Genomic DNA, 26,394 nt, shown 5'->3' with positions numbered 1-26,394 from the left:
TGGCTCACCAAGCCCGCTACGGCTTGGTGAACCAGATTTCTACATTCACTCTTCACCCAACGAGCGCGATACGCGTTCTTTTCTTAATACGCCTTGTATTCCGACAAACAGCACGCCGGTTAGCAGCAAGATGGCGATGAGGCCGTCGTAGCCGTAAAACGTGATGGCGGCACCAGAGAACAGTGGCCCACTGATACTGCCAGCCGACCACACCAGCCCCAGAAGTGAATTCATCACAATCAGCCGCTGTCCGGCAAATTTCTGACCCGCCCGAACCAGAGACAGCGTGTAAAGCCCGCCTGCCGCTGCGCCCAGTACGATACAGACGGGCACCAGAAGTGTAGGGGAGGAGAACGAGAAGGTGATCAAGACCAGCATCACACAGAAAAGGATGCCGCAACTGATGTGGGTTTTGATGATGCCGCATTTGTCTGCCAGCCAGCCAATCGGCGTCTGAAAGACGGCATCGCCCAGAAAGATGAGTGTGACCAGCAAGATCGCAGATTTTTCGTCCAAGCCCTGTTCCATGCCGTAAAGCGGAAAGAGCGAAAGGATACTGGCATCGAAGAAGGAGAAGCAGAGCACGCCAGAAGCGATTGCCGGGAGAAAAGGAATAAGATCCCGATAAGACGCTGAGGACGATTCATCTGCCTGAACCATTGTGGCGCAGTTCCTCAGCATGAACGCACACGCTGCGGATATCGCGCAAATCAGCCATAGCGCATAGGTTTGCATCGACTCGCCAGCGGCAATGAGCAGCGGCCCTATCAGCTGACACCCGGTGAAAACGGCGGCATACAGCCCCGTCAGCGTCGCTTTGTGTTTGTCTGATGCTCGGCTGGTGACCCAGGTTTCTCCCAGCACCACCAAAACTCCCGAGGCGAGCCCGGTTAACAGGCGAGGAAAAATAAGCGAAACAGGGTGTGATAGCAGGAACGAGGCAACGGTTGATGCCGCCAGAAGGATCAGGCTGCCGGATAACAGATAGCTGGCATGCAGGCGACGGCTGAGCCACGGCGTAACGAAAGAGGATAGCATCATCCCCGCTGCCGGAAGAGCTGCCAGAATACCGAGTGTCGCGGTGCTGTGCCCGAGCTCGGCCAGCTTCAGGCTGATTAGCGGCAGCGTGTAGCCCGTAACCAAGCCCACGAGTGAGGCGGCGATAATCATGTTGATTGTCGTGAAGTTGGCTTCACGGGAATGTGCTGTCATTGTCTTTCCAGTGCGGTTTTAACAAGCATTTTCAACCCCAGAAAGGCAGGTGGACACTTCCTGCATTAGCCAGGTATGAAATCGTACGTACTTTTCATTTTGCTCAAGGGGGATGGGCGATAACAGATAATAAGCAGAACCCTCCCGCGCAAATCCATACGGTGCATGCAGTTGCCCGTTTGCAATCTCGTCCTGCACCATCAGGAAAGATGCCATTGCCATGCCTAATCCCGATACGGCCGCCTGAATACACAGATAAAAGTGCTCATAGTCCGCTCTGGTAGTGCCTTTGAGTGACACATGCGTCTGTCGTTGCCAGGTTGCCCACGCTTTTGGTCGCGTTCCGGTATAGAGCAAACGCATTCCCTCCAGGCTGTCCTTGCGATCGGCTTTGTCGCGACTTACCGGCCCCATCCATTCGTCACACACCTTTACCCCATGCGTTTGTGGGTCCCAGTGAAAATCGTCACGCCGCAGTGCGAGGTCAACGCCGCTACGCACAAAATCAATCGGCCCGCCCGCAGCCACCAGATGAAGTTTGATATCGGGATTCGCCTGATTAAAAGCCGGTAGCCGCGGAATCAACCATTTCATGGCAATCGTGGGCTCGCATGACAGCGTCAGTACGTCATCCTGCGCGCCTTGCTGTAGCCGATAGACTGCGCCTTCGAGCTGCTCGAAAACAGACTGCGTGACCGTATGCAAAGAACGGCCCGCCGCGTTTAAAAAGATCGCGCGGTTGCGTCGTTCAAATAGTTCAACCCCCAGCGCCTCTTCCAACAATCTGATCTGCCTGCTGACGGCACCATGCGTGACGTGCAGGGACTCGGCGGCTTTAACAAAGCTACCGGTTTGTGCGGCCGCTTCAAAGAAGCGAAAAGAGGCTAACGAGGGAATTTTCATATACACGATGAAATTTGACAGATTTATACCAAGATAAATCGCTTTTTTGCCACATGCAAACGCTGAATAATCACACTGTCTTCAGGTTTAAAAGGCCTAATGGCCTAAATAATGAGGAAATATTGTAGAGGTCGCATCTTTGCTAGCCGTATTGCGTCAGTGATTTTTGCATTCTTCCTTTAGCCTGTCTGTTACCCATCTGTGCAAAATCATCGTGAAAGTGATGGCTTGCCGAACAAGGAAAACGTTAATGAATGAGTTAATTGCCGTCGCGACGATCACCATTTTGGCGGTGATCAGTCCGGGGCCTGATTTTGCTATGGTGACTCGCAACAGCTACGCCTTTGGCTCGCGCGCCGGTTTACTCAGTGCGTTTGGCATTGCCTGCGGCGTCCAGATCCACGTGATGTATACCGTTTTTGGCATCGCGGTATTCATTGTGAACTCTCCGATGCTATTTATGGCGATGAAAGTTCTGGGAGCGTCATACCTGATTTATCTGGGGTATAAGTCATTAACCAATAAAACAAAAATAACATTAGAAGAAGCGTCCGGTAATGCGCCGTCATCGCTTGCTGCGTTTCGCATGGGCTTTCTCACCAACGCGCTTAACCCAAAAACCATGCTGTTTGTCGTCGCCACCTATACCCAGGTCGTACAGCCCGGTAGCCCAATGAGCCATAACTTTGGCTACGGGTTATTCATGTCGGTGGCGCACTGGGTCTGGTTCAGTATTGTTGCGCTGTTTTTTGCCGCGCCAGCTATGCGCCGCCGGCTCATCGATCGTCAACATTGGGTCGACAAAGGCATCGGTGTTGCCCTGATTGCGTTAGGTGCATCTCTGGCGTTCACCAAAATTACCCTCTGATGAGGGGAATACATCGGATCAGGCAAGAAAACCATCGGAATGCTATACCTACCTGCTGAGGGATTTAGGAAAATATTCGATTTCTTAACATGATCGATTCTCAACATGATCGGTTTCTCAACAGAAAAGGAAATAGCCATGCTTGTACATGCGTATGGGGCCCATGCGGGCGATAAACCTCTTGAACCGTTGCAGATCGTCCGTCGTGCGCCGGGAGCCCACGATGTCCAGATTGAGATTGCGTACTGTGGCATCTGCCACTCGGACCTGCATCAAGTGCGTGCTGAGTGGGCAGGCACACAGTTTCCCTGTGTACCCGGCCATGAAATCGTCGGACGGGTGTCGGCGGTAGGGGCACATGTTTCGGCCTTTAAGGCGGGCGATCTGGTCGGTATTGGCTGCATCGTGGACAGCTGTCGGCACTGTGAAGAATGTGATGATGGTTTAGAAAACTACTGCGACGGGATGGTCGGCACGTATAATGGCCCGACTGCGGATGAGCCCGGCTGGACGCTTGGTGGCTATTCTCAGCAGATCGTCGTGCATGAGCGCTATGTGCTGCGCGTCCGTCATTCCGAGGCAGAACTGGCTGCGGTCGCGCCTCTGCTGTGCGCGGGGATTACCACCTATTCGCCGCTGCGCCACTGGAATGCCGGGCCGGGTAAGAAGGTCGGCGTCGTGGGTATCGGCGGGCTTGGTCACATGGGGATCAAACTGGCGCATGCCATGGGTGCTTATGTTGTGGCGTTCACCACGTCTGAATCTAAGCGTGAAGATGCTAAGGCGCTGGGCGCAAATGAAGTCGTGGTGTCTCGTAACGCGGAAGAAATGGCAGCGCACGCGGGCAGCTTCGATTTAATCCTGAATACCGTTGCTGCGCCGCACGATCTGGATGCGTTTCTGGTTCTGCTGAAACGCGATGGCGCGCTAACGCTGGTCGGTGCGCCTGCGTCACCGCATCCTTCTCCTAACGTGTTCAACCTGATCATGAAACGCCGCACGGTGGCGGGATCGATGATCGGTGGCATTCCTGAAACGCAGGAAATGCTGGATTTCTGCGCCGAACACGGGATTGTTTCCGATATCGAGCTTGTTCGCGCTGACGAAATCAATGAAGCCTACGAGCGGATGCTCAAAGGCGATGTGAAATACCGCTTCGTCATTGATAACGCCACGCTGAATGCCTGATTGGCCTAGGTCCCACAGCACGGATTTCCCCGTGCTGTGGGGCTGTCATGACATGATTTATCACGCCTTCTCTGTATCATTAGAAAAACCAAACCATCGTAATTTCCTGTCACCAACGGCGCGTGAATGCGGTACTATTCGTCGTCATACATTTATACCAACGCGTTGATTTTTCTTCTCTATCACAGCGAAAAGACAGCTTAAAATGGAAATTTATCTTTGTTTAGCTCTGGTTGGCTTGGTGGTTATCTGGGCCATTTTTACCTACAACCGATTGATATCTCTGCGACGTTTTAAAGATGAAGCCTGGAGCGGCATTGCGGTGCAGTTAAAGCGCCGACACGATCTGGCTCCTAACCTTCTGACGTTGGTCAAGCGCTACGCGCAGCACGAAAAAGATCTGCTGGAAGCCATTGCCCGTCAGCGTACTAGCCAGACTGGCAGCACGCGCCAAATTGCTCAGAATGAACGGGAATACTCAGGGACGCTGGGGCGCTTTTTTGCGCTGGCAGAGGCTTATCCTGAACTGAAAGCCAACCAAAACTTCCTCGCCTTGCAGCAATCGCTCTCTGAAATTGAAGATCAGCTTCAGATGTCGCGCCGTTATTTCAACGCAACGGTGCGGGATCTGAATATTCAGGTGGAATCCTTCCCCAGCTTGCTCATCGCCAACCTGTTCCAGTTTAAAACCGAAGCGTTCTTTGAACTGGAGAATCCCGCAGAGGGTGACGTTCCACGGATGGAGTGACGTGATGGCAAGGTGGATGGATGCGCTGTGCCGTTGCGGCTGGTTGGTTGTACTCGGGTGGAGCGCTCTGGTTCAGGCAAACGCGCTGGATAATACGTTTATCCCAGGGATTAGCGTTGCGCCGGGAACGACGGTTTCTCAGCAGACGGCGGACGAACGTATTCTGCTGTTTGATTCGCAAGCTCGCTTCCAGACGGATGGCACCATGCTGGTGGATGAGACCATTCAGGTTCAGTCGACCGGCGAGCAGATCAAACGAGGGATTTTCCGCACGCTCCCGCAAGTTTGGCATCGGCAGGATGGCAGTACGTTCCGGCTGGCGTACCAGATTACGCAGGTGCTGCGAGATGGCGAGCCGGAAAGCTACAGCATCGATCAAACGGGCGAACAGATTAAGCTACTGATTGGTCGTGCCGATCGTCAACTGCAACCCGGAGTCTATCGCTACCGTATTCAGTATCAGGTGAGTAACCATTTCAGCCGCTTCCCCGACTGGGATGAGCTGTATTGGAACGTCACCGGCAACGGTTGGAGCTATCCAATAAATCAGGTGCGTTTTCGCCTGTATCTGCCGGAGCAAGCGGCGTTTCTCTCCACCAGCGGTAAAGATTCCCGTCTGCAATCGGTTGACGTCTATACCGGTCCGGTGGGTTGGAAAGGCGACAACGCCCGCATTCTGGCAGATGGCAGTATTGAGACGCTCGCACCGCTGCATCCGGGGGAAGGCGTGACTGTCGCCTACACCTGGCCACGGAGTATTCTGGCTTCCGCCCCGGCACCGCAAGAGGACTCTCTGCTGGGGAATTGGCTCTCGCCCGCGTTGAAAAGCGGGATACTGTGGTTTCCTCCCTTTCTGATCGTGGCTTACTACCTGTTTTGGTGGAGTAAGCATATAACCCCCCTTGGCTTAACGAAACCCGCAGTCATGCCGTTGTATAGCGTTCCCAATGGCATTTATCCCGGCTATGTACGTTACCTCTGTCAACGAACCTACGACAACGTGGCTTTCTCCAGCGATGTCTTGGATTTGGTTGCCAGGCGTGCGATTGCGCTGACAAAAGTCATCCATAAACCGAGAAAAAGCCGAAGTGGTATGGCGCAGAAGCGAGAAGAGCAGTGGCTCACTCGCTTACCTGAAAGCGAGTCTATTAAGCTGACACCCGAGGATAAACAGCTCCTTAGTACCTTATTTCCCGGCAAGACGAAGAAACTGGATATTACGGAAACCAGTATGCGTTCGGTGCCAATGCAGAAGGCGCGCAAGGCTCAAGAGGCGCATTATGAAAAAATGCACCCGACGCTGTTTTTATCGATTGCAGGAGCCGTGAGAGTGGGGCTCGCGCTAAGCCTGTTGGTTCCGGTGCTGTACGGCTTTTTCTTCAATCTCTGGACGGCAATAAGCACGGTCATCGGCATGCCTTTCCTGCTGTTCAGTATGATGCTGTGTCTGCAATTAATTAAATACGCACGCTTTTCCGCGCTGCTAAAGAATAGTGAGAAAAGTAAAGCCTCGCTTTTTCTGGTGGTGGCCGGGTTTCTCTTTACGCTGCCGTTTGGTCTCGGGCTGTTTCGCTTACTGACATCGTCTCAATTGCCGACAGACTATCAGGGCGCCTTATCGGTCAGCCTGTTACTGTGTCTGGGTTTCTTCTGCATCGTTCCGCGCCATACCCAGAAAGGGTTGAATGGTTTGGCCATAGCCAAAGGGATGACCTTGTACCTCCGCACCGCAGAAGAGCGCCGTTATGAGACGCTGTATCCGCCCGATGAGCGAGTGACTCATTTTGAACGCATGCTGCCTTATGCGCTGGCGTTGGGCGTGGGGGAAACCTGGGCTAATACGTTTGCTCAGTATCTGAAAAACCACCAAATGGCCTCTGACGTGTTCTCCAGTACGCAGTGGAACGGAATCTCCCAGTTCAACCGCATGTGTAGTGCCTCGTCGATAACGGTGGTGAGCTCCGGCTCTGGCGGGGGAGGTGGCGGCAGTTCCAGTGGTTCAGGCTCTTCCGGCAGGGGATCGTCGGGGGGCGGTTCCGGTGGTGGTGGCGGAGGCGGTTGGTAGAAACATCAATACCGTGCTGTGGGGCAGTATTTCATCTGCGATAAATAATAAGGAAAAATAGAAAAATGACGGACAGGCATTCAAACGAAACCGGGGTATCACCACAACACGACCTGCCGATGCGGGATGAATCGCTTACGGCAATCAACAAATGGTTTGATACGCAGGAGCAAAGGGCCGGGCTTGATGAGATTGTATCGCGAACAACGTTGCAGGCCGGCATCCATGACGATTTGATACTGGATTATGCTCCAGGGCGTACGTCGATATCCTCTGAAGCGAAGCCGGATGCCGATGGGTTGTCGCCCGGCAGTCGCAAAGGTGCGCTGAGCGTCGCGCAAATACAGAAAAGTGTCGTTCCTGTGCTGGCTCAGGCTATCGCGCAGCGTGTTGAGAAACTGGCAGATACGGCGCTGATTGACTACCGGTTTTGTTTTCGGGCTGTATTTCCGGCAACGGAAGGTCGCCTGCTGATTACGCTGTTTACATTCACCAACGAGGTGAAAAAACAGCGGCTACTTGAGTCTATTCACGCCTATACCGATCGGTACCTGACGCATGGCAATGCGCCGACGGAGCCGCTGCAAACGTTCTTTCTGGTTCGTCACCTGTTCGATGCGCATCTCTTTCCTGCGATGGATATCGACAAAGTCATCACTCTGCTTGAGCTGATTCAGCAGCGAAACGCAGGAAGTGCGGAATTGTCGGAACATCGACGCACCATTACCCGTGAGTTAAAAGCGTGGGTGGATCAGCACTTTTTGTTGCGTTATTGCGACGTGTCCAAACCCGAGTATTTTTTTGAACCAGATAAGTATACCCTCAAGCCCGGTATCGTACTGGAGTTACAGGGTTCACAAGCGCTTCATCCTGTTGAATTAGTACTCTATGCGGCCGTTATGATTCTGCGCTATGAACCTTCTTATAGTAAGTCCCAGGCTTTGGAATATCTGGATATCGCGAAGCAGTTGGGCTATCCGCGTGCGGTAAGCATGATGGAAGAGGGAAGCGGCACGTTTGAGCACGCGCTGATTAACCTTAAGAACGAATCGGTGGAGTGCGTGGCGAATGATGTGTTCTCAACTATCACCGTTCGTATTCGCAAGGAAAGCGCCGAAGCGTATGAGCAGGCACTGCGCTTCATTACGCGCTTACTGACGCTTGGCTTTCCAAAGAGTTACAAGATCGTCCTGAAATCGTCGGTGCGACAGTACCTTCCCATCAAGGGGCTGGCAAAATCAGATACCCATCGTTTTTTTGCTAACGCGTTGCAGTATGAATCGAACTATCCACTGCTTGAGGATTATGCGCGTACTGCGAGTGAGCAATTTGAGTGGTACGCCGATTCGGAAGGTGAGAAGTGCATCATGCCGGGAAGCTATGCCGTATTTGGGCTGGGGCTGACCGATGCGGGGTATTTCCCACTTGTAAAAGATTACATGGAAAGCGTGGATGACGAACATCAATCGCTACAGGATGCCTTCATTCGTGCGTTTTTCGATAAGCATAGCGTGACGGCGCAGAACGTGGTGACGCTGGTTGCCTGCCTGAGCCATGCAACAGAAAGCCTAAAGTTGAATATGTTGCCTGCGTTAGAGGATGACGCGCTGTTCGAACAACTGGTCAAAGAAGTGCGGATGCGGGAACCCGCCGTGATAGAACACATTTTGTATCTCATCTGGGGCAATACCAAGAAACTTGCCGCACTGGTGAAAAAATCGGAAGCGAAGCGCGGCGCGCTACTGGCGTCGCTCATTCAGGCTTCTGCCTAATCGTAAACGTAATGACGACAATGATCGGAGTGAGGCCGAAGGTGCCTCACTCTGCTAAGGAACGTGCTTATGACCGCTATTCTGCTGCTGGACTCGCGTGCCGATGAGATCGGCTCTGTCTTAAATCATAGTGCGCCGGAGCTTGAGCTGGTGCTCTCGAACGGTACGGCAGAGCAAGCGGCGGGCTGCCCGATTTGGCTGGGCGAACCTGATACCGCAGCGGCACTGCTGGCTCAGGGAGCGAAACCGACGTGGCTACAGTCGACCTGGGCGGGGTTCAAGCCGCTGCTGGCCGATGGGTTACCGCGTGATTACCGGCTGAGTCGCGCCGTTGGCGTGTTTGGGCAGCCGATAGCCGAGTATGTGATTGCTTATATGCTCAGGCATGAGCTGCGCCTGGGGGAACGGCAAGCCAGTCAGGAAGAGCGGCGCTGGGATCATCGCTTACCGGGATCGCTGGCGGATAAAAACGTGCTGATTGTCGGTGCGGGAGAGATCGGCTGTGAGGTTGCAGGCTTCCTACGGCCTTTTGGCGTTGAGCTATACGGTATCGTCAGTACGCCAAGACAGCGGCCTGATTTTAAACGGATCATGAGCTTGGCGGAGCTACCTGCTGCGGTACCGAAGGCCGACTATGTCATCAATCTCCTTCCCGATACGTCGGCAACCACCGATATCTATGATGCCCGTCTATTTGCCGCCATGAAGTCTTCGGCGCTGTTCATTAATGTCGGGCGCGGTAGCGCCGTGGTGGATGATGATTTGCGGGCGGCGCTGCGTGATGGGCAGATTGCGGGCGCAGTGCTGGATGTCTTCAGGCAAGAGCCGCTACCGTACAGCCACCCATTCTGGAACACACCGAATCTGACGTTGACGGCGCACATTGCCGGACCAATGGTGCCGGGACTGATGGGACGATTATTTCTGGATAATCTCGCTCGCTTCCATGCTGATAATACGCTGCGTGGTGAGGTAGATTTTAGTCGAGAGTATTAAATAATTATTGAGTAAATTATAAATGAGCGAATTAATTATATTTAATAATAATTTCAATCCGCTCATTTAAAAAATTTCATTTTAAATATTTTTGTAAGATTTTGTTGAGATTATACGGCGTGTCGGTGTAATACTACTCCCGCTTAACATTCAGTATTTGTTAATTATTAAATAATAAGTCTGCGCTCTATTTGAGAATACTCAAGGATAAGGAAATATTGGGATGAAATACCATCGTTTAAATATATATCTTGCGGCTGCCGGATTGGCATTCTGCATGGGTTCAGCGATTGCTGAAACCAGCGTTTCTGTCGAAGTGAAGGATATTGGGAAACTGCAAAAGAAAGGCACGGTTTCTGTATTTGATGCCCCTAATAGTATACAGGCGCATGCTGCAAGTAATTATAAATTTCATAAAGCGGAAAATGAGGGGGTTGTTGTTATTTCCCCTAATGCACCCACTGCGCAGGTTGATGCAAAAAGCGCGCAAAAAAACCCGTTATCTAGCACTCAACCTCTTGCTAATAACGCTGCATTTACCCCTTTGTGTCCAACCCTTGCCGTAAACACCATTTATACGCTGGACGGACTGCAAAATGGAGGTAGTGCTTGTTATCACTTTGAAATCACTCAGCGTTCTAAAACAACTGCTTTCGTTGTAGGCATGAGTCCTGAAACCGATATTGCACTCAGCTTGATGCGCGATGATGGCCAGAATAATGTGACGGCAATTAATTATTCAAATCAAACGGGGAATGCTGATGAGGCTACGTTGGATTTAACTCCGCCGGGGCACTATTACTGGTTTATGGAAGCCAATACGGCAGATGGTTCTGCTTTTAATTTTGGTGCCATCGTTAATACGAATGTTGATGCATATGAGCTGAACGATATTCCCTCTTTGGCATATCCCTTGTCCGATAGCCTGAGGGAAATTGAAGGTAACTCTGATAGTGATTCTGATGCGGATTACTACGTATTTACCGCAACCCGTGGCCAGCATGTTTTACTTCGCTTTGATGGTGTGACGAGCGGAACCAATAACAATTGGTTACTGGCATCTTCCACTGATGGCGGTAATACCTGGACAACCCGTAATACCGGACAGGAAATTACCATCATTCCATCTCAGCCGAATGAAAAGGTTTTGGTGAGAGTGCTGCCTAATCCATCAAGATTACCGACAGTAGCTCAGAAATATAAATTAACGCTAGGCTCGAAAATTGCAAAACTTAGCCACTCTCTTTCGGGAGAAAGTAATGTTCTGCGTATCCCAAGCTCTGCACCGACGGCTTATGGTTTTATGACCACGCAAGCCTACCGGGATATTACCTGGAGCGTTCGTGTTACTGATTCAACTGGCGCGGGTATCCCAAATATCGTTGCGATTCTTATACTCGACCAACGAGAAAGTAATGGTCAGTTAGAGTTTAATGCTGCCAACGCCCACGGAATAATAACTGATTCAAACGGGAGTGCTTCTGGGGCTGTAAAATTGGATGCCTGTAATGCCGATCACACGACACAGTTCCAAGACTACGATTTAGGCTACATCAATACGTGGAGAACGACCTATGACATGGGGGCGTGGATTATTGATGTTCCAGCTCAGGACGGTATCGGTGTGGGTAGTGCGGGGACTTACGTCACATTTGGGCACATCTGCAAGCAAACCTTGCTGAAAAGCGTAAAATCCTGATACGCAGAAGCTAATGAAATATCAGGCCGCCTTAACCTCAGGCGGCCTTGTTGTAGGAACTCTCTTTGCTCTACTGCCACTGCGCATAGCGGGTTAAAACGGGATGGTAAGGTTTTCAGTGAAAAGGGCTTGCCACGTTAAGTTGATTGGTACATAATGCTGACCGTCGAATCATTTTTTAGTAAATAGTGATTAAATTCATTAAGTTACATGAGATTTGACAGGGTTTGATAAATTTTGGTTTCGGCACGGTTTTTTGCTGAAAGTAAAAGATAATAAATCCGATTCTCTGCGGGAATAGCTCAGTTGGTAGAGCACGACCTTGCCAAGGTCGGGGTCGCGAGTTCGAGTCTCGTTTCCCGCTCCAAAATTCTTCATCTCTAACTCTCTTCTTTACTCTGATTTCTGGCTCTTATCGCCGCATAACATCCTTATTCTGCATCAATCCTATTTTCAATTTGTGGTAAAACTGTCCATCGTCGTTCTGTCGTAATAGCAACTTTTTCCACTCATGGAATAACATAGTCGCTACGTTGCAATACGCCGTGATAGTTATTGCTGGCATATTGACTCCGCCGATCCGGATATACTCACGTTTATTCTCGACAAAAGGATTTGCCATGTCCGCCCATGCTCCATCGTTAAAGTTTTATCTGACAATTGGCTTGCTTCAGGGGCTGCTCCTTGTCGCGGCGCTTGAAATGAAAGAGGGCGCTCTTCAGGGAATGCTCATAACGATGGCGGTGGTTGGCGGCATTAGTCTGCAATTGCTGGAACGCACTCTCTTTGTGAAAAAGACGTGGCTGTTGGCTGGCGTGCTGACCGCGCTGATGACCGCCATCAGCGGCTGGATCCTCTTCGAAAATGGACTATTCCGGCTGCTGGATTCCTGGGTGCTGTGTGGCATCCTCCTCGGTTATATCTGTTGTACTTTCATTTGCAGTTGGCCAGACCGTGAAGGGCGATGGCCGTCCTATGACGCACTCTGTAAACACGCCTGGATCAATATTTTTACTGTGCTGTTGGCCTGGTTACTCGTTCTGGTCGTTGTGTTGCTGCTCGTGCTGTGCGGCATGCTGTTCAACATGTTGGGATTCCGGCAGGTAAGTAAAGTATTCAGTCATTACCGATTCTATATGCTGCTTTTGCCGGTGGTGTTTTCTCTCGGCATATATATCGGAATGACCAAAGAAGCCGTAATCGGGTTGCTGCGCGGGATTCTGCTATCGGCTTGTCGTTTCCTGCTGCCGTTTAGCGCACTGATTACGGTGGTTTTCACCTTAACGCTGCCTTTTAGCGGCCTGGAGCCGATATGGAATACCGGCCGTTCCACCGTCATTCTGTTATGCCTGATGGGCGTAAACCTCTTTTTGATTAACTGCACGTCTCAGGATGATAACGAAGGCCGCGCTTACCCGGTGGTTTTACGCGGGCTGGTTAGCGCCAGTGTGATGTGTTTGCCGGTTTTGGTTGGGTTAGCAGGCTATTCCAGCTGGCTGCGCATAGAACAGTATGGCCTGACGCCTTTCCGTTTTCAGTCGATCTTCGTCGTGGCGATCGCGATGCTTTATAGCCTGGCGATGGTATGGGCCGTCATCCGCCGCTCTGGCGTCTGGTTGGGGAATTTACGCACGAGCAATCCGCTGCTTGCGGCTGTCACCTGCGTTCTGATGGTATTGCTGCATACGCCGTTGTTAAACCCAGAAGCGTTTAGTGCGAGAAATCAGGTTCAGCGTCTGCTTAGTGGGAAAACGCCGGTCGATGAATTTGACCTGTGGGCGCTGCGCGATGAGTTAGGGACGGCGGGCAGGCAGCAGTTTACCTGGCTGGCTGAAGAATTGAAGCAAGACCGTATACTGGATGAGACAGGGCGTCAGGCGCTGCGCGATCGGCTGCAAGGGCGACCCGCGAAAGTGCTCCCCGTTCAGCTCGAGTGGGTGGGGCCGTTGGAAGACGGCGTCGAAAGCATGCTGCAGGGCGATAATCTGGGTAATCAGTGCAGGGAAATTGCTTGCCTGCTCTTTGCGATTGATTTGACCGGCGATGGCCATAACGAAGTGCTCATTTTTCCCCGAGTGGGCTGGGGAAATGGTGGGAAGATCCTCGCCCGTGATGAAAAAGGACAATGGCAGATTGCGGCCAGTATGTTTGGCGCGATAGGGACGGAAAAACTGGTCGCGCTGGTGAAGGGCGGCAAGGTTGAAGCCGTTGCCCCACGCTTCAAGACGGTCAGGATTGGTGACCAGAATATGGAGATCACGTATCCCTGATTTCACGCTATGTTAGGTATTACTTATTGATTCGATAAAGACAACGGATTGGTGATAGCGATCACGTTTCTGTACTTTAGCCGCATGCGAAAACACATGAGGATAAAGTGATGTCAGTAATTAATACCCAAGTTAAACCATTCAAAAACATGGCTTTCAAAGACGGTCAATTCATTGAAGTGACTGAGAAGAACATCGAAGGCAAATGGAGCGTGTTCTTCTTCTATCCGGCTGACTTTACGTTTGTCTGCCCGACCGAACTGGGTGATGTCGCTGACCATTACGACGAATTCCAACAGCGTGGCGTGGAAATCTACTCTGTTTCCACCGACACCCACTTCACGCACAAAGCGTGGCACAGCAGCTCTGAAACCATTGGCAAAATCAAATACACCATGATCGGTGACCCAACCGGCCAACTGACGCGTAACTTTGAAAACATGCGCGAAGCAGAAGGTCTGGCTGACCGCGGTACATTCATCGTTGACCCACAGGGCATCATTCAGGCGGTAGAAATCACGGCTGAAGGCATTGGCCGCGATGCCTCTGACCTGCTGCGCAAAGTGAAAGCGGCGCAGTACGTGGCTTCTCACCCAGGCGAAGTGTGCCCAGCCAAGTGGAAAGAAGGTGAGGCTACGCTGGCACCGTCTCTGGATCTGGTTGGCAAAATCTAAGCTGACACCTCGGAAAATATGACTGTTTTGTCGGGTGCATTGCACCCGATTTTTCTGGCCCGGCTTTTTTGGGCCAGCACCCCGCGCGATTCTGCTTTTGTACCACCTTGCCTAATTAAGGACGACCGATGCTCGACAATACGATGAAAGTCCAGTTGAAAGCCTATCTGGAAAAATTAACCAAACCTGTTGAGTTGATTGCGACTCTGGATGACTCTGCTAAATCTGCTGAAGTCAGAACCCTGCTGGCTGAGATTGCTGAGCTGTCCGATCGGGTAAGTTTTATTGAAAAGAATGATCTGGCAGTACGTAAGCCGTCATTCCTGATTACCAATCCAGATTCCCAAAGCGGCCCGCGTTTTGCCGGTGCGCCAATGGGACACGAATTTACTTCCCTGATTCTGGCGTTATTGCAGGTGGGCGGTCATCCGTCGAAAGAAGCGAAAGAATTACTCGATCAAATCCGCCATCTTGACGGTTCGTTCCACTTTGAAACGTATTACTCGCTGTCCTGCCACAACTGCCCAGACGTGGTGCAGGCATTGAATTTAATGGCGGTGCTGAATCCGAATATCACCCATACCGCGATTGATGGCGGTGTGTTTCAGGATGAGATTCAAAGCCGTAATGTCATGGGCGTTCCCACCATTTTCCTGAATGGCGAGCACTTCAGCCAGGGTCGGACGAGCCTGGCTGAGATTGTGACTAAAATCGATACCGGCGCGGGCGCTAAACAGGTTGAGAAGCTGAACCAACGCGACGTCTATGATGTGTTAATCATCGGTAGCGGCCCGGCGGGCGCAGCAGCGGCGGTCTATTCGGCGCGTAAAGGCATCCGCACCGGGTTGGTTGGCGAGCGCTTTGGCGGTCAGGTACTGGATACCGTCGATATCGAAAACTACATTTCCGTGCCAAAAACGGAAGGAGCCAAACTGGCGACGGCGCTGAAGAGCCATGTTGATGACTACGATGTTGACGTGATCGACGCGCAGAGTGCAGAAGCCTTAATTCCTGGTGGCGAACCGGGTAAACCGCATCAGGTGATTACCGTATCCGGTGCGACGCTGAAAGCGCGTAGCGTGATCATTGCGACCGGCGCACGCTGGAGAAACATGAATGTCCCCGGCGAAGATCAGTACCGGACGCGCGGCGTAACATACTGTCCGCACTGTGATGGCCCGCTGTTTAAAGGCAAGCACGTCGCGGTGATTGGCGGCGGGAACTCCGGTGTCGAAGCGGCTATCGATCTGGCTGGCGTGGTGAAACATGTCACGCTGCTTGAGTTTGCGCCGGAACTGAAAGCGGATTCGGTATTGCAGGAGAAAGTACGTAGCCTGCCGAACGTTGACATCATTCTGAATGCGCAAACCACTGAAGTGAAAGGTGATGGACAGAAGGTGACGGGGCTGAGCTATAAAGATCGTCTTACTGATTCAGTGCACGATTTAGCGCTGGAAGGGATCTTCGTACAAATTGGCCTGCTGCCGAACACCCACTGGCTGGAAGGTACGGTAGCCAGAAACCGCATCGGTGAAATTGAGATCGATGCTAAGTGCGAAACCAGCGTGAAAGGGGTCTTTGCTGCCGGCGACTGTACGACGGTGCCGTACAAGCAGATCATTATCGCGACGGGTGAAGGCGCAAAAGCGTCCTTGAGCGCCTTTGATTATCTGATCAGAACCCGCGCATAACATCAGCTTGTGGGGAAGGGGGATGTTGCCGTCCCGCTTCTCTGACGACGATCTTAACGTTCTACGCGGCGATGCCTCATAAAGAGGTGTCGCCGCGTTTTTGCTTTTGATCGTAGAATTTTTTTTTCGATCGTAAAAATTAGATCTCAGCCCTTGCTAAAGGACAATAAGAAATTCATAATGCTCGCCGCTTTGTGCTGTTGCCCGTTTTTTACTGTCTACAGCATCATATTTCGAGCGCAAGCGTTACCTCAAATTCACATCATTTTTTTATCAGTTAATACAAAAAATCATATTCTTCTTAACAGACTTATCCACAGGCTGTTTGTTGGTTATTTATTAATCATGCTATGTTGTTGATAAAATACTGTAGAGTATCTTATTGATATCTATTCATAAATTTTACTTATAAAACGGTATAACTATCTCTTGTACTTTTTGTGACAGTTGATTGGCAACGGTTTTTTTATTTATTCACAGCGCGTACGACAAACTGATGACAATAGTTTGAGCGGCTCACGCATCACGCGGTAATCCCTTCTCTACTGCACGAATAAGTCGTTTTTTCTGTGTGGATTGGACGTCAATTTCCTGTAATGCGCGGCGTTCCAACTGCTGACGAATCGCCCAGTGGATATGTTCATCCAACAGTTCGCTTTCACCCAGACGAGCTTGCAGCGCCAGCACGATACTATCCTGATAGGGTGCATTCCCCAGTGCGACGGCAATATTGCGTAGCCAGCGGAGATGGCCGATGCGCCGGATCGGCGACCCTTCCGTAATGCGCAGAAATTTCTCTTCATTCCAGCCGAATAGCGCCAGCAGCTCTGGCGTATGCAGCGCGGCACGCGGGCTGAAATCCGCCTCGTCGGTAAGCTGTGAAAACCGATTCCACGGGCAAATCAGCTGACAGTCATCGCAGCCATAGATGCGATTACCCATTAGCGGACGAAATTCTTCAGGAATCGGACCTTCCAATTCGATAGTCAGATAGGAAATGCAGCGGCGGGCATCCACGGTATAAGGTGCGACAATCGCGCCGGTTGGGCAGGTGGTCATGCAGGCGACACAGCGGCCGCACTGTTCTTCCTGTGGGCGATCGACGGGCAGGGGTAAATCGATCAGCAGTTCGCCGAGAAAGAACCAGGAACCCGCTTCTCTGTTCAGAATTAGTGAGTGTTTACCAACCCAACCAAGCCCGGCTTTCGCAGCCAACGGGCGCTCCATGATGGGCGCGGAATCGACAAAGGGGCGAAAATTCAATTCACCGCAGTATTCCTGAATCTGGTCGCCGAGCTTTTTCAGGCGCTGGCGTAATAGCTTGTGGTAATCACGGCCGAGCGCATAGCGGCTAACGTAGCCGAGTTCTGGGTTTTTTAAGGTACTGGCGAATGCGGCTTTGGCAGGCAGGTAATTCATACGTACACTGATGACGCGCAGTGTGCCGGGCAGCAATTCATGCGGACGCGCTCGTAACATGCCGTGGCGCGCCATCCAGTCCATTTCCCCGTGGTATTGCTTATCCAGCCAATCCTGAAGCCGAGGTTCTTCTGCGGACAAATCAGTGTCGCAAATGCCGACCTGCTGGAACCCTAATGCCTGTCCCCATTGTTTGATGTGTTGCGCTAATTCGTTGAGATCGTAGGGGTATGACATGATGGGGCCACAGAAATAAACAAGACGTGCTGATGTTACCATATTCGCGCCGCAGAGCCGATGCCTGCTGAGACGTGCGGAATGCTGGCGGTCGTTTAGGTTGCTTGCTAATTTTAAGTCATTGTAATGAAAACCAAGAGCACATGATGACGTATCACGACCGGAAGCGAGAGGACGAGTTGCCTGATTCGGTGTTTTACGCCGAATGGGTGCGGCGTGAAGAAGCCAGAGCCGCCAGCGAGTCGGGGCTTTCGCTGTGGGAACTCATGCAGCGTGCGGGAGAAGCCGCATTTCAAGTGGCTCGCCAATGCTATCCCTCAGCTCGACGCTGGCGGGTGCTGGCTGGACACGGCAATAACGGCGGCGATGGATATGTGGTCGCCAGCCTGGCGCTGGCGGCAGGTATGGAGGTCGATGTTGTTGCCTGTACCAGCGCCCGACGAGGCTCATCTTGCCCGCCAACGCTGGCTGGAGCAGGGTGGCCGTATCCAAGAGGTTAGTGCGCAGGATGATGATACGCCGTGGCCGGACGGGATCGATCTCATTGTGGATGGTCTACTGGGAACCGGTCTTTCTGCTGCACCGCGTGCGCCTTATGCTGCGTTAATGACGCAGGCGAATGCCTATCCCGCTCCCATTGTTTCACTGGATATTCCCTCTGGCTTACATGCTGAAACCGGCGCTTGTGCAGGCGTGACGATTTGTGCAGCGCAGACGGTGACGTTTATCGCGCTGAAACCGGGACTACTGACCGGCCGCGCCCGTGAGCACGTCGGAACATTACATTATCATTCGTTAGGGTTGCAGGCGTGGCTGGACGATCAAACCGCGCCGATACGGCGGCTGACCGCAGCGCAACTTCCCGAGTGGTTGACGCCTCGTCCAGCCGGACAACATAAAGGTGATAACGGCAGGCTGCTGGTGGTAGGCGGCAACGTCGGCTTAGGCGGTGCGGTATTGATGGCTGCGGATGCGGCGTTACACAGCGGTGCAGGATTAGTGCGAGTACTTACTCACAAACAGTATCAATCGGCGTTTCTGACGGCTCGGCCTGAACTGATGGTGCAAGAACTGACGACAGAGACGCTGCGACAGGGGCTGGAATGGGCGGATGTCGTGGTGATTGGGCCCGGTTTAGGGCAGGATGAATGGGGCAAAAGTGCGCTGCGTCTGGCAGAAAATTGTAACAAACCCATGTTATGGGATGCGGATGCGCTTAACCTGCTGGCAATCAACCCGCATAAGCGGCAGAATCGCGTGCTGACACCTCACCCCGGCGAGGCGGCACGTTTACTGAATTGCCGCGTTTCTGATATTGAAAGTGATCGCTTACTTGCGGCCACAAAGTTGGGAAAACGCTATGGCGGCGTTGTCGTATTGAAAGGTGCGGGAACGGTGATTGCCAGCGAGCGAGGCGAGGTTGCTATTGCTGATGTGGGAAACCCCGGCATGGCGACAGGCGGCATGGGTGATGTGCTGTCAGGTATCGTTGGTGGTTTGCTGGCGCAAAAGCTCTCGCTGTATGATGCTGCCTGTGCAGGGTGTGTCGTTCACGGCGCGGCGGCCGATTGGCTGGCTGCGCGACACGGCACTCGAGGTATGCTGGCAACCGATTTACTGCCTGTGTTGTTCCGATATGTTAATCCCGAGCGGGTGTTTCTAGAGCCGATGCTTTCAGAACCTATGTTTTTAGAACAATAGATAGAATGAAAAAAATAGTCTTACTTCTGCCGGATGAGGCAGCAACGATTTCTTTAGGTACGGCGCTGGCGAAAGCCTGTGACGGTGCTTGTGTTATCCACCTTTATGGCGACCTTGGTGCGGGAAAAACGACGTTTAGTCGCGGTTTCCTACAGGCGCGCGGTCATCAGGGCAATGTTAAAAGCCCCACTTATACGCTGGTCGAGCCCTATGCGTTATCGCCGCTGGCCGTCTATCACTTTGATCTCTATCGACTGGCCGACCCGGAAGAGTTGGAGTTTATGGGGATCCGTGATTATTTGACGCAAGATGCCATTTGTCTGATTGAATGGCCGCAGCAGGGCGCTGGCGTACTGCCCGATGCCGATATCGAACTGCATTTGCGCTATCAGGATCAGGGCCGACAGGCTGAGCTGTCCGCTGTCTCTGCGGCGGGAGACGCGATGTTGCAACGTTTTTCTCTTCAGCCAGGAACAACAGAATCATGATGAGTCGTATGGTTAAGCTGTTCATCGGCGTATGGCTGTTGCTGGCAAGCTCGGCGTGGGCGGCCAATCTGTCGGATATCAAGGTGGATAATGCGTCAGGTCAGGCCACGGTGCGCCTGAGCTTTAGCGGTCAGCCAATTTATGCTTTTTTCCCGCTCAGTAACCCCGCCAGAGTGGTCATCGATATTCGTCAGAGTGGCGTCATTCAGGGGCTGCCGTTGGATTTCAGCGGGCAAAATCTGATTAAGCGTGTGCGAACCAGTAACGCACAGGACGCACAAAGCCTGCGCTTGGTGCTGGATTTAACCCAGGCGGCTAAAACGCGGGCGGTGACGCAAAAAGAAGGATCGGGTTACGCTGTTGTTTTCACCATCACGGGTGATAAAGCCAAAACGGTGCAAGCCTCTGCGCCTCCTGCTTCACGTCAGCAAAATAGCGCGCCGGCAGAACCGGCCAACAATCCGTTTACCAACAAACCGACTGTTGCCGTCAATACCAGTTCGTCATCTACCCGTGCGCCAGCACGGCAGGGGAATGAACGCGTCGTTGTGGCGATTGATGCTGGGCACGGTGGGCAGGACCCAGGGGCGATTGGCACGAACGGGCTGCGGGAGAAAAATGTCACGATTTCTATCGCGCGTAAGCTACAAATTTTACTGAATAACGATCCGGCCTTTAAAGGTGTGCTGACGCGTGACGGTGACTACTTTATCTCCGTCATGGGGCGTTCGGAAGTCGCGCGTAAGCAGGGGGCGAACCTGTTAGTGTCGATTCACGCGGATGCGGCACCGAATCGCAATGCCAAAGGCGCGTCTGTTTGGGTGCTGTCCAACCGCCGTGCGAACAGTGAAATGGCAAACTGGCTGGAGCAGCATGAGAAGCAGTCTGAACTGCTGGGTGGTGCAGGCGATCTGCTGGCGAACAGCAGCGCCGATCCTTACCTCAGTCAGGCGGTGTTGGATCTGCAATTTGGTCACTCCCAGCGGGTGGGGTATGACGTGGCAACTAAGGTGCTGCGTGAGCTCCAGCGTGTTGGGGGGCTGCATAAACGACTGCCTGAGCACGCGAGTTTGGGCGTGTTGCGTTCGCCGGATATTCCTTCTCTACTGGTGGAAACTGGATTTATCACCAATGTCTCGGAAGAGCGGCTGTTGGGGAGTAACGACTATCAGGAAAAACTCGCCAATGCGATTTATCAGGGGCTGAGAAGTTACTTCCAAACTCACCCGATTCAATCCCTCCCAAAGCAGGAAAGCCGCCCACTACAGTCGGCGGCAAGTGATAGAGCAACGTCGGGCGGTAACGTAACTGCGGCAAAAGCGAGTGCGGGCAGCACGCGTCATACTGTCGCGCGTGGTGAAACGCTCTCTTCGATTGCCCGGCGCTATGGCGTCAGTCTAGCGGCTATGCGTGACGTGAATAAGCTGAACAAGGACATCGTCTGGGTTGGGCAGCGCTTGAATATTCCGGCGACAGGAACGAAGCAGACGGCATCGACACCTGCGCCCAAAAAGGCCGCGTCGGTGAAGCATAAGGTCGTAAAGGGTGATAGCTTGAGTGCGATTGCTGCCCGTTACGGTGTCAGCATGAAAGAGATCCAACAGGCGAATAATATGCGCTCTGGCACGGTACAGCTGGGGCAAACGCTGGTTATTCCGTCTGCCTGATTCTTCATGCTGACGATGTCGATAGATTGAGGATAGTAAGAGGGATACGCCATGCCGATTCAGGTGTTGCCACCGCAACTGGCTAACCAGATCGCTGCCGGAGAAGTGGTTGAGCGTCCGGCTTCGGTCGTGAAGGAGCTGGTGGAAAACAGTCTGGATGCAGGCGCGACCCGGATTGATATCGACATAGAACGCGGCGGCGCGAAGCTGATCCGTATTCGTGACAATGGCTCGGGTATTGGAAAGGATGAATTAACGCTGGCGTTGGCGCGTCATGCGACCAGCAAAATTGCGACGCTCGACGATCTGGAAGCCATCGTTAGTATGGGGTTTCGCGGCGAAGCGCTGGCAAGTATCAGTTCCGTCTCTCGTCTCACCCTGACATCGCGCACCGCCGAACAATCCGAAGCCTGGCAGGCTTATGCCGAAGGGCGCGACATGGCGGTGACGGTCAAACCCGCCGCTCATCCTGTAGGCACCACGCTGGAAGTGCTGGACCTGTTTTATAACACGCCCGCCCGCCGTAAATTTATGCGCACCGAAAAAACCGAATTCACCCATATTGATGAGGTGGTGCGCCGCATCGCGCTGGCGCGTTTCGATGTCGCTATCACGCTGCATCATAACGGTAAGTTGATGCGGCAGTACCGTGCTGCGCCGGATAAAAGCCAGTATGAACGCCGTTTGGGCAGCATCTGCGGTGCGACGTTCCTGCAACATGCGCTGGCAGTGTCATGGCAACACGGCGATCTCACCATTCATGGCTGGGTGGCCGATCCGGTTGGGGCTAAACAATTACCGGATATGCAGTATTGCTACGTGAACCAGCGCATGATGCGCGATCGGCTGATTAATCATGCTATCCGGCAGGCTTATCAGGATCAGCTTAGCGACGAGCAGCAGCCCGCCTATGTGCTGTATCTGGAGATCGACCCGCATCAGGTGGATGTCAATGTGCATCCTGCCAAGCATGAGGTGCGGTTCCATCAGGCGCGTCTGGTACATGACTTCATCTATCAGGCGGTGATGTCCGTTCTGCAACAGGCATCCTCACCGGCGCTTGGCATGACAGAGCCGGAGACCGGGAAACCCGTGCAATGGCAGCAGGAAAACCGCACCGCCGCAGGTGAAAACCACTTTGCCCTGCCGTCACGTAGCGATAGTTCGCCGTCGTATGGTGGGAAAACGCCGCGCGCGGGTCATTCCGGTCAGGCGAGAGAATCTGCTTATCCCGGCTATCAGCCAGAGAATCCGTACCAGAAGAAGCAGGGTGATCTGTATAAGGCGCTGCTGCAACCAGCGGATAACGCAGCAAGTGCACCGCCGTCGTCTGGCGAGCGTATTTCTGTACCGTCGAGTCACGTTATGTCGCCGGATAGGGATGTCGCATCTACGGTATCGCATGACGCACCGCCAAATCGAACCGCGACGAACACCTCAGCCAGCAATAACAAGCAACGTACGCCGGTTGAATCGCCGCTGGAAAGCCAATCGAACGGTTTTGGGCGGGTATTGACGGTTTATCCGCCGTGCTACGCGCTGTTGGAGTACCATAAGGGATTGGCGATGCTGTCGCTTTCCGTGGCTGAACGCTATCTGAAAGCGGTGCAGTTGACGCCGTCGGAAGAAGGGCTACGGGCGCAGCCGTTGCTGATTCCGCAGCGCCTGACGTTGAGTAAATCTGAGCTGAACGTGTTGTCTGCCCATCACGCTTTGCTGGCGCGTTTTGGTATTGATGTCGTGGTTGAGTCACAGCGTGCCACATTGCGTGCCGTACCTTTACCATTGCGCCAACAAAATTTACAAAACTTGATCTCCGAACTGATAGGCTATCTGGCCGACTATCAGACGGTTGAGACACAGCAGGTGGAGCCTGGCGAATTGGCGTCGTGGATGGCAACGCGATTGCAGAGTGAGCAGGAAAGCTGGAGTCATTCTCAAGCCATACAATTACTGGCGGATGTCGAGCGGCTTTGTCCGCAGTTGGCGAAAACGCCGCCGTCTGAACTTTTATCTGTGATGGACATCCAGGATGCCATCAAGGCTTTAAAGCATGAGTGATGTAGAAAACGCGTCGTTGCCGCCCGCCATTTTTATCATGGGGCCGACGGCGTCAGGAAAAACGGCATTGGCAATGGCGTTACGAGAATATTTGCCGGTAGAGTTGATTAGCGTAGATTCCGCCCTCATCTATAAAGATATGGATATTGGGACGGCGAAACCGAGTGCGGAAGAGCTGGCACTGGCCCCGCATCGGTTAATCGATATTCTCGATCCGACAGAATCCTACTCTGCGGCGGACTTTCGCCGTGATGCGCTACGTGAGATGGCGGACATTACCGCTGCCGGGCGCATTCCCTTGTTAGTCGGGGGGACGATGCTGTATTTCAAGGCGCTGCTGGAGGGACTTTCTCCTCTGCCGTCAGCCGACCCTGCCGTGCGCCAACGCATTGAAGAGCAGGCAAAAGAAATCGGCTGGGAAGCGATGCATCGGCAGCTCAGTGAGATCGATCCGGTAGCAGCAATTCGGATTCATCCAAATGATCCGCAGAGACTCTCGCGAGCACTGGAAGTTTTTTTCGTTTCAGGTAACACTTTAACTGAACTGACAAAAACGTCTGGCGACGCGCTGCCCTATCAGGTTCATCAGTTTGCTATCGCCCCGGCGACGCGTGAATTGTTGCATGAGCGGATTGAACAGCGTTTTCATCAGATGTTGGCGGCAGGTTTTGAGACAGAAGCCCGGACATTGTTTGCCCGGCATGACCTTCATACGGATATGCCCTCTATTCGTTGCGTTGGTTATCGCCAGATGTGGTCATATTTATCCGGTGAAATTGATTACGATGAGATGGTTTATCGGGGAATTTGTGCGACGCGTCAGTTAGCGAAGCGGCAAATGACCTGGCTGCGCGGTTGGGATGATGTCTGCTGGCTGGATAGCGAAAAACCGACTGAAGCACTGGACAAGGTGATACAGGTTGTTAGTGCATAGGTTGAGTGATTGTGTACAATCGGTGAGTCTCAGCGTGCAAGTTTTTTTACACCGTTATTTTAGAGCCGTAGGGTTCTTTGTTACAAACAACATACAAATAAGGAAAATATAGAATGGCTAAGGGGCAATCTTTGCAAGATCCGTTCTTGAACGCTTTGCGTCGTGAACGTGTTCCGGTTTCGATTTATTTGGTGAACGGTATTAAGTTGCAAGGTCAGATCGAATCTTTCGATCAGTTCGTGATTTTGTTGAAAAACACGGTAAGTCAGATGGTTTATAAGCACGCCATCTCTACAGTTGTTCCTTCTCGCCCAGTCTCTCACCATAGCAACAATCCAGGCGGCAGCAACAACTATCACGGTAGTAACACGACTGCTCAGCAGCAGTCGCAGGAAGCTGATGACGCCGAATAAGGCGTATTGTCAATTCACCACGGCGCGGGAGAGCTGGACGCATCGCTCGGCTCCTTCGCTGTGGTGTGTTTTGCTCGTTTGAGAGGTTACTCGCTTGTTTGACCGTTATGAATCAGGTGAACGGGCCATATTAGTTCATATTTTCTTTTCGCAAGATAGAGATACAGAAGATCTGCTGGAGTTTGAATCTCTGGTTTCTTCTGCCGGAATTGAATCCTTGCAGGTTGTTACTGGCAGCCGTAAGGCGCCTCACCCCAAGTATTTTGTCGGGGAAGGCAAAGCTGAAGAAATTGCTCAGGTAGTAAAAGAAACGGGCGCGTTTGTCGTGCTCTTTGATCATGCGCTGACGCCTGCTCAGGAACGTAATCTGGAGCGTTTGTGCGAGTGCCGGGTGATCGATCGTACCAGACTGATTTTAGATATTTTTGCCCAGCGTGCGCGTACGCACGAGGGGAAATTACAGGTAGAACTGGCACAGCTGCGCCACCTTGCGACCCGATTGGTTCGCGGTTGGACGCACCTTGAACGTCAGAAAGGCGGTATCGGTTTGCGTGGCCCGGGTGAAACCCAGCTTGAAACCGACCGTCGTTTATTGCGTAACCGTATCATGCAGATACTGTCGCGTCTTGAACGGGTAGAAAAACAGCGTGAACAAGGGCGCCGGTCGCGGGTTCGTGCCGATGTCCCCACCGTTTCGCTGGTGGGCTATACCAACGCGGGTAAATCCACGCTGTTTAACAAGATTACATCGGCGGGCGTCTATGCCGCCGATCAGTTATTTGCCACACTGGACCCAACATTGCGCCGCATTCAAGTGGATGATGTTGGTGATACGGTGCTGGCGGATACCGTAGGTTTTATCCGGCAGTTGCCCCATGATTTGGTGGCTGCGTTTAAGGCTACATTACAGGAAACACGTCAGGCCTCGCTGCTGCTGCACGTTGTTGATGCCGCCGATCCTCGTCTTGACGAGAACATTGAAGCGGTTGATGACGTATTGGCGGAAATTGAGGCAGACGAAATACCTGCGCTGTTGGTAATGAACAAAATTGATATGCTGGATGATTTCGTTCCGCGTATCGATCGCAACGAAGAGAATCTACCGGTACGGGTCTGGCTTTCAGCACAGACCGGCGACGGTATTCCGTTGCTATTTCAGGCATTGACTGAGCGGCTTTCCGGGGAAATCGCACAACATACCTTGCATCTTCCCCCGCAGGCAGGACGCTTGCGTAGTCGTTTTTACCAGCTTCAGGCAATAGAAAAAGAATGGATTGAAGAGGATGGGCAAATTGGTTTGGTTATTCGTATGCCGATTGCTGACTGGCGCCGCCTCTGCAAAAAAGAGCAGGAACTGATGGACTATATTGTCTGATTTGACTGGCATA

The 26,394-nt window shown here is 52.5% G+C and carries 19 protein-coding genes, 1 tRNA gene and 1 pseudogene; 18 read left to right on the top strand and 3 right to left on the bottom strand.

The features are described from left to right. Positions 1-45: 45 nt before the first annotated feature. Together NXT09_RS08365 and NXT09_RS08360 are read right to left on the bottom strand one after the other, a co-directional pair. Entirely contained in the window at positions 46-1,212 is a 1,167-nt protein-coding gene (locus NXT09_RS08365) for an MFS transporter (protein ID WP_268579392.1), read from the bottom strand. A gap of 18 nt (positions 1,213-1,230) precedes the next feature. Continuing rightward, positions 1,231-2,115: a LysR substrate-binding domain-containing protein gene (locus tag NXT09_RS08360; RefSeq protein WP_268579391.1), complete on the bottom strand. Its 885-nt coding sequence runs from the start codon at positions 2,113-2,115 to the stop codon at positions 1,231-1,233. A 250-nt stretch (positions 2,116-2,365) separates the two neighbouring features. On the opposite strand from NXT09_RS08360, the gene NXT09_RS08355 reads away from it, so the two are divergent. The 11 genes from NXT09_RS08355 (at position 2,366) to ahpF (ending at position 16,086) form a co-directional block, all read left to right on the top strand. Further along, positions 2,366-2,983, top strand: a complete 618-nt coding sequence (locus NXT09_RS08355) for a LysE family translocator (RefSeq protein WP_205554972.1) — start codon at positions 2,366-2,368, stop codon at positions 2,981-2,983. Between the two features lie 138 nt (positions 2,984-3,121). Continuing rightward, entirely contained in the window at positions 3,122-4,171 is a 1,050-nt protein-coding gene (locus NXT09_RS08350; protein ID WP_268579390.1) for an NAD(P)-dependent alcohol dehydrogenase, read from the top strand. A gap of 205 nt (positions 4,172-4,376) precedes the next feature. Beyond that, positions 4,377-4,919, top strand: a complete 543-nt coding sequence (locus NXT09_RS08345; protein ID WP_268579389.1) for a LemA family protein — start codon at positions 4,377-4,379, stop codon at positions 4,917-4,919. Positions 4,920-4,923: 4 nt separating this feature from the next. Next, positions 4,924-6,984, top strand: a complete 2,061-nt coding sequence (locus NXT09_RS08340) for a DUF2207 domain-containing protein (protein WP_268579388.1) — start codon at positions 4,924-4,926, stop codon at positions 6,982-6,984. 65 nt (positions 6,985-7,049) lie between these two features. Beyond that, positions 7,050-8,756 carry a DUF6138 family protein gene (locus tag NXT09_RS08335; RefSeq protein WP_268579387.1) on the top strand — a complete coding sequence of 569 codons (1,707 nt, stop codon included), beginning with the start codon at positions 7,050-7,052 and terminating at the stop codon, positions 8,754-8,756. 69 nt (positions 8,757-8,825) lie between these two features. Next, positions 8,826-9,752, top strand: a complete 927-nt coding sequence (locus tag NXT09_RS08330; RefSeq protein ID WP_268579386.1) for a D-2-hydroxyacid dehydrogenase — start codon at positions 8,826-8,828, stop codon at positions 9,750-9,752. 223 nt (positions 9,753-9,975) lie between these two features. Beyond that, positions 9,976-11,451, top strand: coding sequence for a hypothetical protein (locus tag NXT09_RS08325; RefSeq protein WP_268579385.1), 1,476 nt, complete (start codon positions 9,976-9,978; stop codon positions 11,449-11,451). A 291-nt stretch (positions 11,452-11,742) separates the two neighbouring features. Next, a tRNA-Gly gene (locus NXT09_RS08320) sits at positions 11,743-11,818 on the top strand. Between the two features lie 253 nt (positions 11,819-12,071). Next, the gene (locus NXT09_RS08315) at positions 12,072-13,721 is read left to right on the top strand and encodes a DUF4153 domain-containing protein (protein ID WP_268579384.1); all 1,650 of its coding nucleotides are present in this window, start codon (positions 12,072-12,074) and stop codon (positions 13,719-13,721) included. A 110-nt stretch (positions 13,722-13,831) separates the two neighbouring features. After that, positions 13,832-14,395, top strand: a complete 564-nt coding sequence (ahpC, locus tag NXT09_RS08310) for an alkyl hydroperoxide reductase subunit C (protein ID WP_039278061.1) — start codon at positions 13,832-13,834, stop codon at positions 14,393-14,395. 128 nt (positions 14,396-14,523) lie between these two features. Next, positions 14,524-16,086: an alkyl hydroperoxide reductase subunit F gene (gene ahpF / locus NXT09_RS08305; RefSeq protein WP_240583828.1), complete on the top strand. Its 1,563-nt coding sequence runs from the start codon at positions 14,524-14,526 to the stop codon at positions 16,084-16,086. 516 nt (positions 16,087-16,602) lie between these two features. Here ahpF and queG read toward each other — a convergent pair. Further along, complete coding sequence (queG, locus tag NXT09_RS08300) at positions 16,603-17,742, bottom strand: tRNA epoxyqueuosine(34) reductase QueG (protein WP_268579383.1); 1,140 nt, start codon at positions 17,740-17,742, stop codon at positions 16,603-16,605. Between the two features lie 143 nt (positions 17,743-17,885). Here queG and nnr point away from each other — a divergent pair. From nnr to hflX, 7 genes and pseudogenes are all read left to right on the top strand, one after another. Further along, positions 17,886-19,443: pseudogene (gene nnr / locus NXT09_RS08295) on the top strand (bifunctional ADP-dependent NAD(P)H-hydrate dehydratase/NAD(P)H-hydrate epimerase). Between the two features lie 5 nt (positions 19,444-19,448). Beyond that, on the top strand, positions 19,449-19,931 hold the full coding sequence (tsaE, locus tag NXT09_RS08290; protein WP_095700697.1) for a tRNA (adenosine(37)-N6)-threonylcarbamoyltransferase complex ATPase subunit type 1 TsaE: 483 nt from the start codon (positions 19,449-19,451) through the stop codon (positions 19,929-19,931). Continuing rightward, the gene (amiB, locus tag NXT09_RS08285; protein ID WP_268579382.1) at positions 19,928-21,598 is read left to right on the top strand and encodes an N-acetylmuramoyl-L-alanine amidase AmiB; all 1,671 of its coding nucleotides are present in this window, start codon (positions 19,928-19,930) and stop codon (positions 21,596-21,598) included. The genes tsaE and amiB overlap by 4 nt, the downstream gene beginning before the upstream one ends. Before the next feature lie 51 nt (positions 21,599-21,649). Further along, positions 21,650-23,659, top strand: a complete 2,010-nt coding sequence (mutL, locus tag NXT09_RS08280) for a DNA mismatch repair endonuclease MutL (RefSeq protein WP_268579381.1) — start codon at positions 21,650-21,652, stop codon at positions 23,657-23,659. Beyond that, positions 23,652-24,593 carry a tRNA (adenosine(37)-N6)-dimethylallyltransferase MiaA gene (gene miaA, locus NXT09_RS08275; protein ID WP_039283599.1) on the top strand — a complete coding sequence of 314 codons (942 nt, stop codon included), beginning with the start codon at positions 23,652-23,654 and terminating at the stop codon, positions 24,591-24,593. Before mutL ends, miaA begins: the two co-directional genes overlap by 8 nt. Positions 24,594-24,706: 113 nt before the next feature. Next, positions 24,707-25,006 carry an RNA chaperone Hfq gene (hfq, locus tag NXT09_RS08270; RefSeq protein WP_010285823.1) on the top strand — a complete coding sequence of 100 codons (300 nt, stop codon included), beginning with the start codon at positions 24,707-24,709 and terminating at the stop codon, positions 25,004-25,006. A 94-nt stretch (positions 25,007-25,100) separates the two neighbouring features. Continuing rightward, positions 25,101-26,381: a ribosome rescue GTPase HflX gene (gene hflX / locus NXT09_RS08265; RefSeq protein ID WP_268579380.1), complete on the top strand. Its 1,281-nt coding sequence runs from the start codon at positions 25,101-25,103 to the stop codon at positions 26,379-26,381. Positions 26,382-26,394 lie beyond the last annotated feature (13 nt).

Origin of the sequence: Pectobacterium jejuense (assembly GCF_026800125.1) — a bacterium.
In the GTDB taxonomy this organism is placed as follows: domain Bacteria; phylum Pseudomonadota; class Gammaproteobacteria; order Enterobacterales; family Enterobacteriaceae; genus Pectobacterium; species Pectobacterium jejuense.
This window is presented reverse-complemented; position numbering and strand designations above follow the sequence as displayed.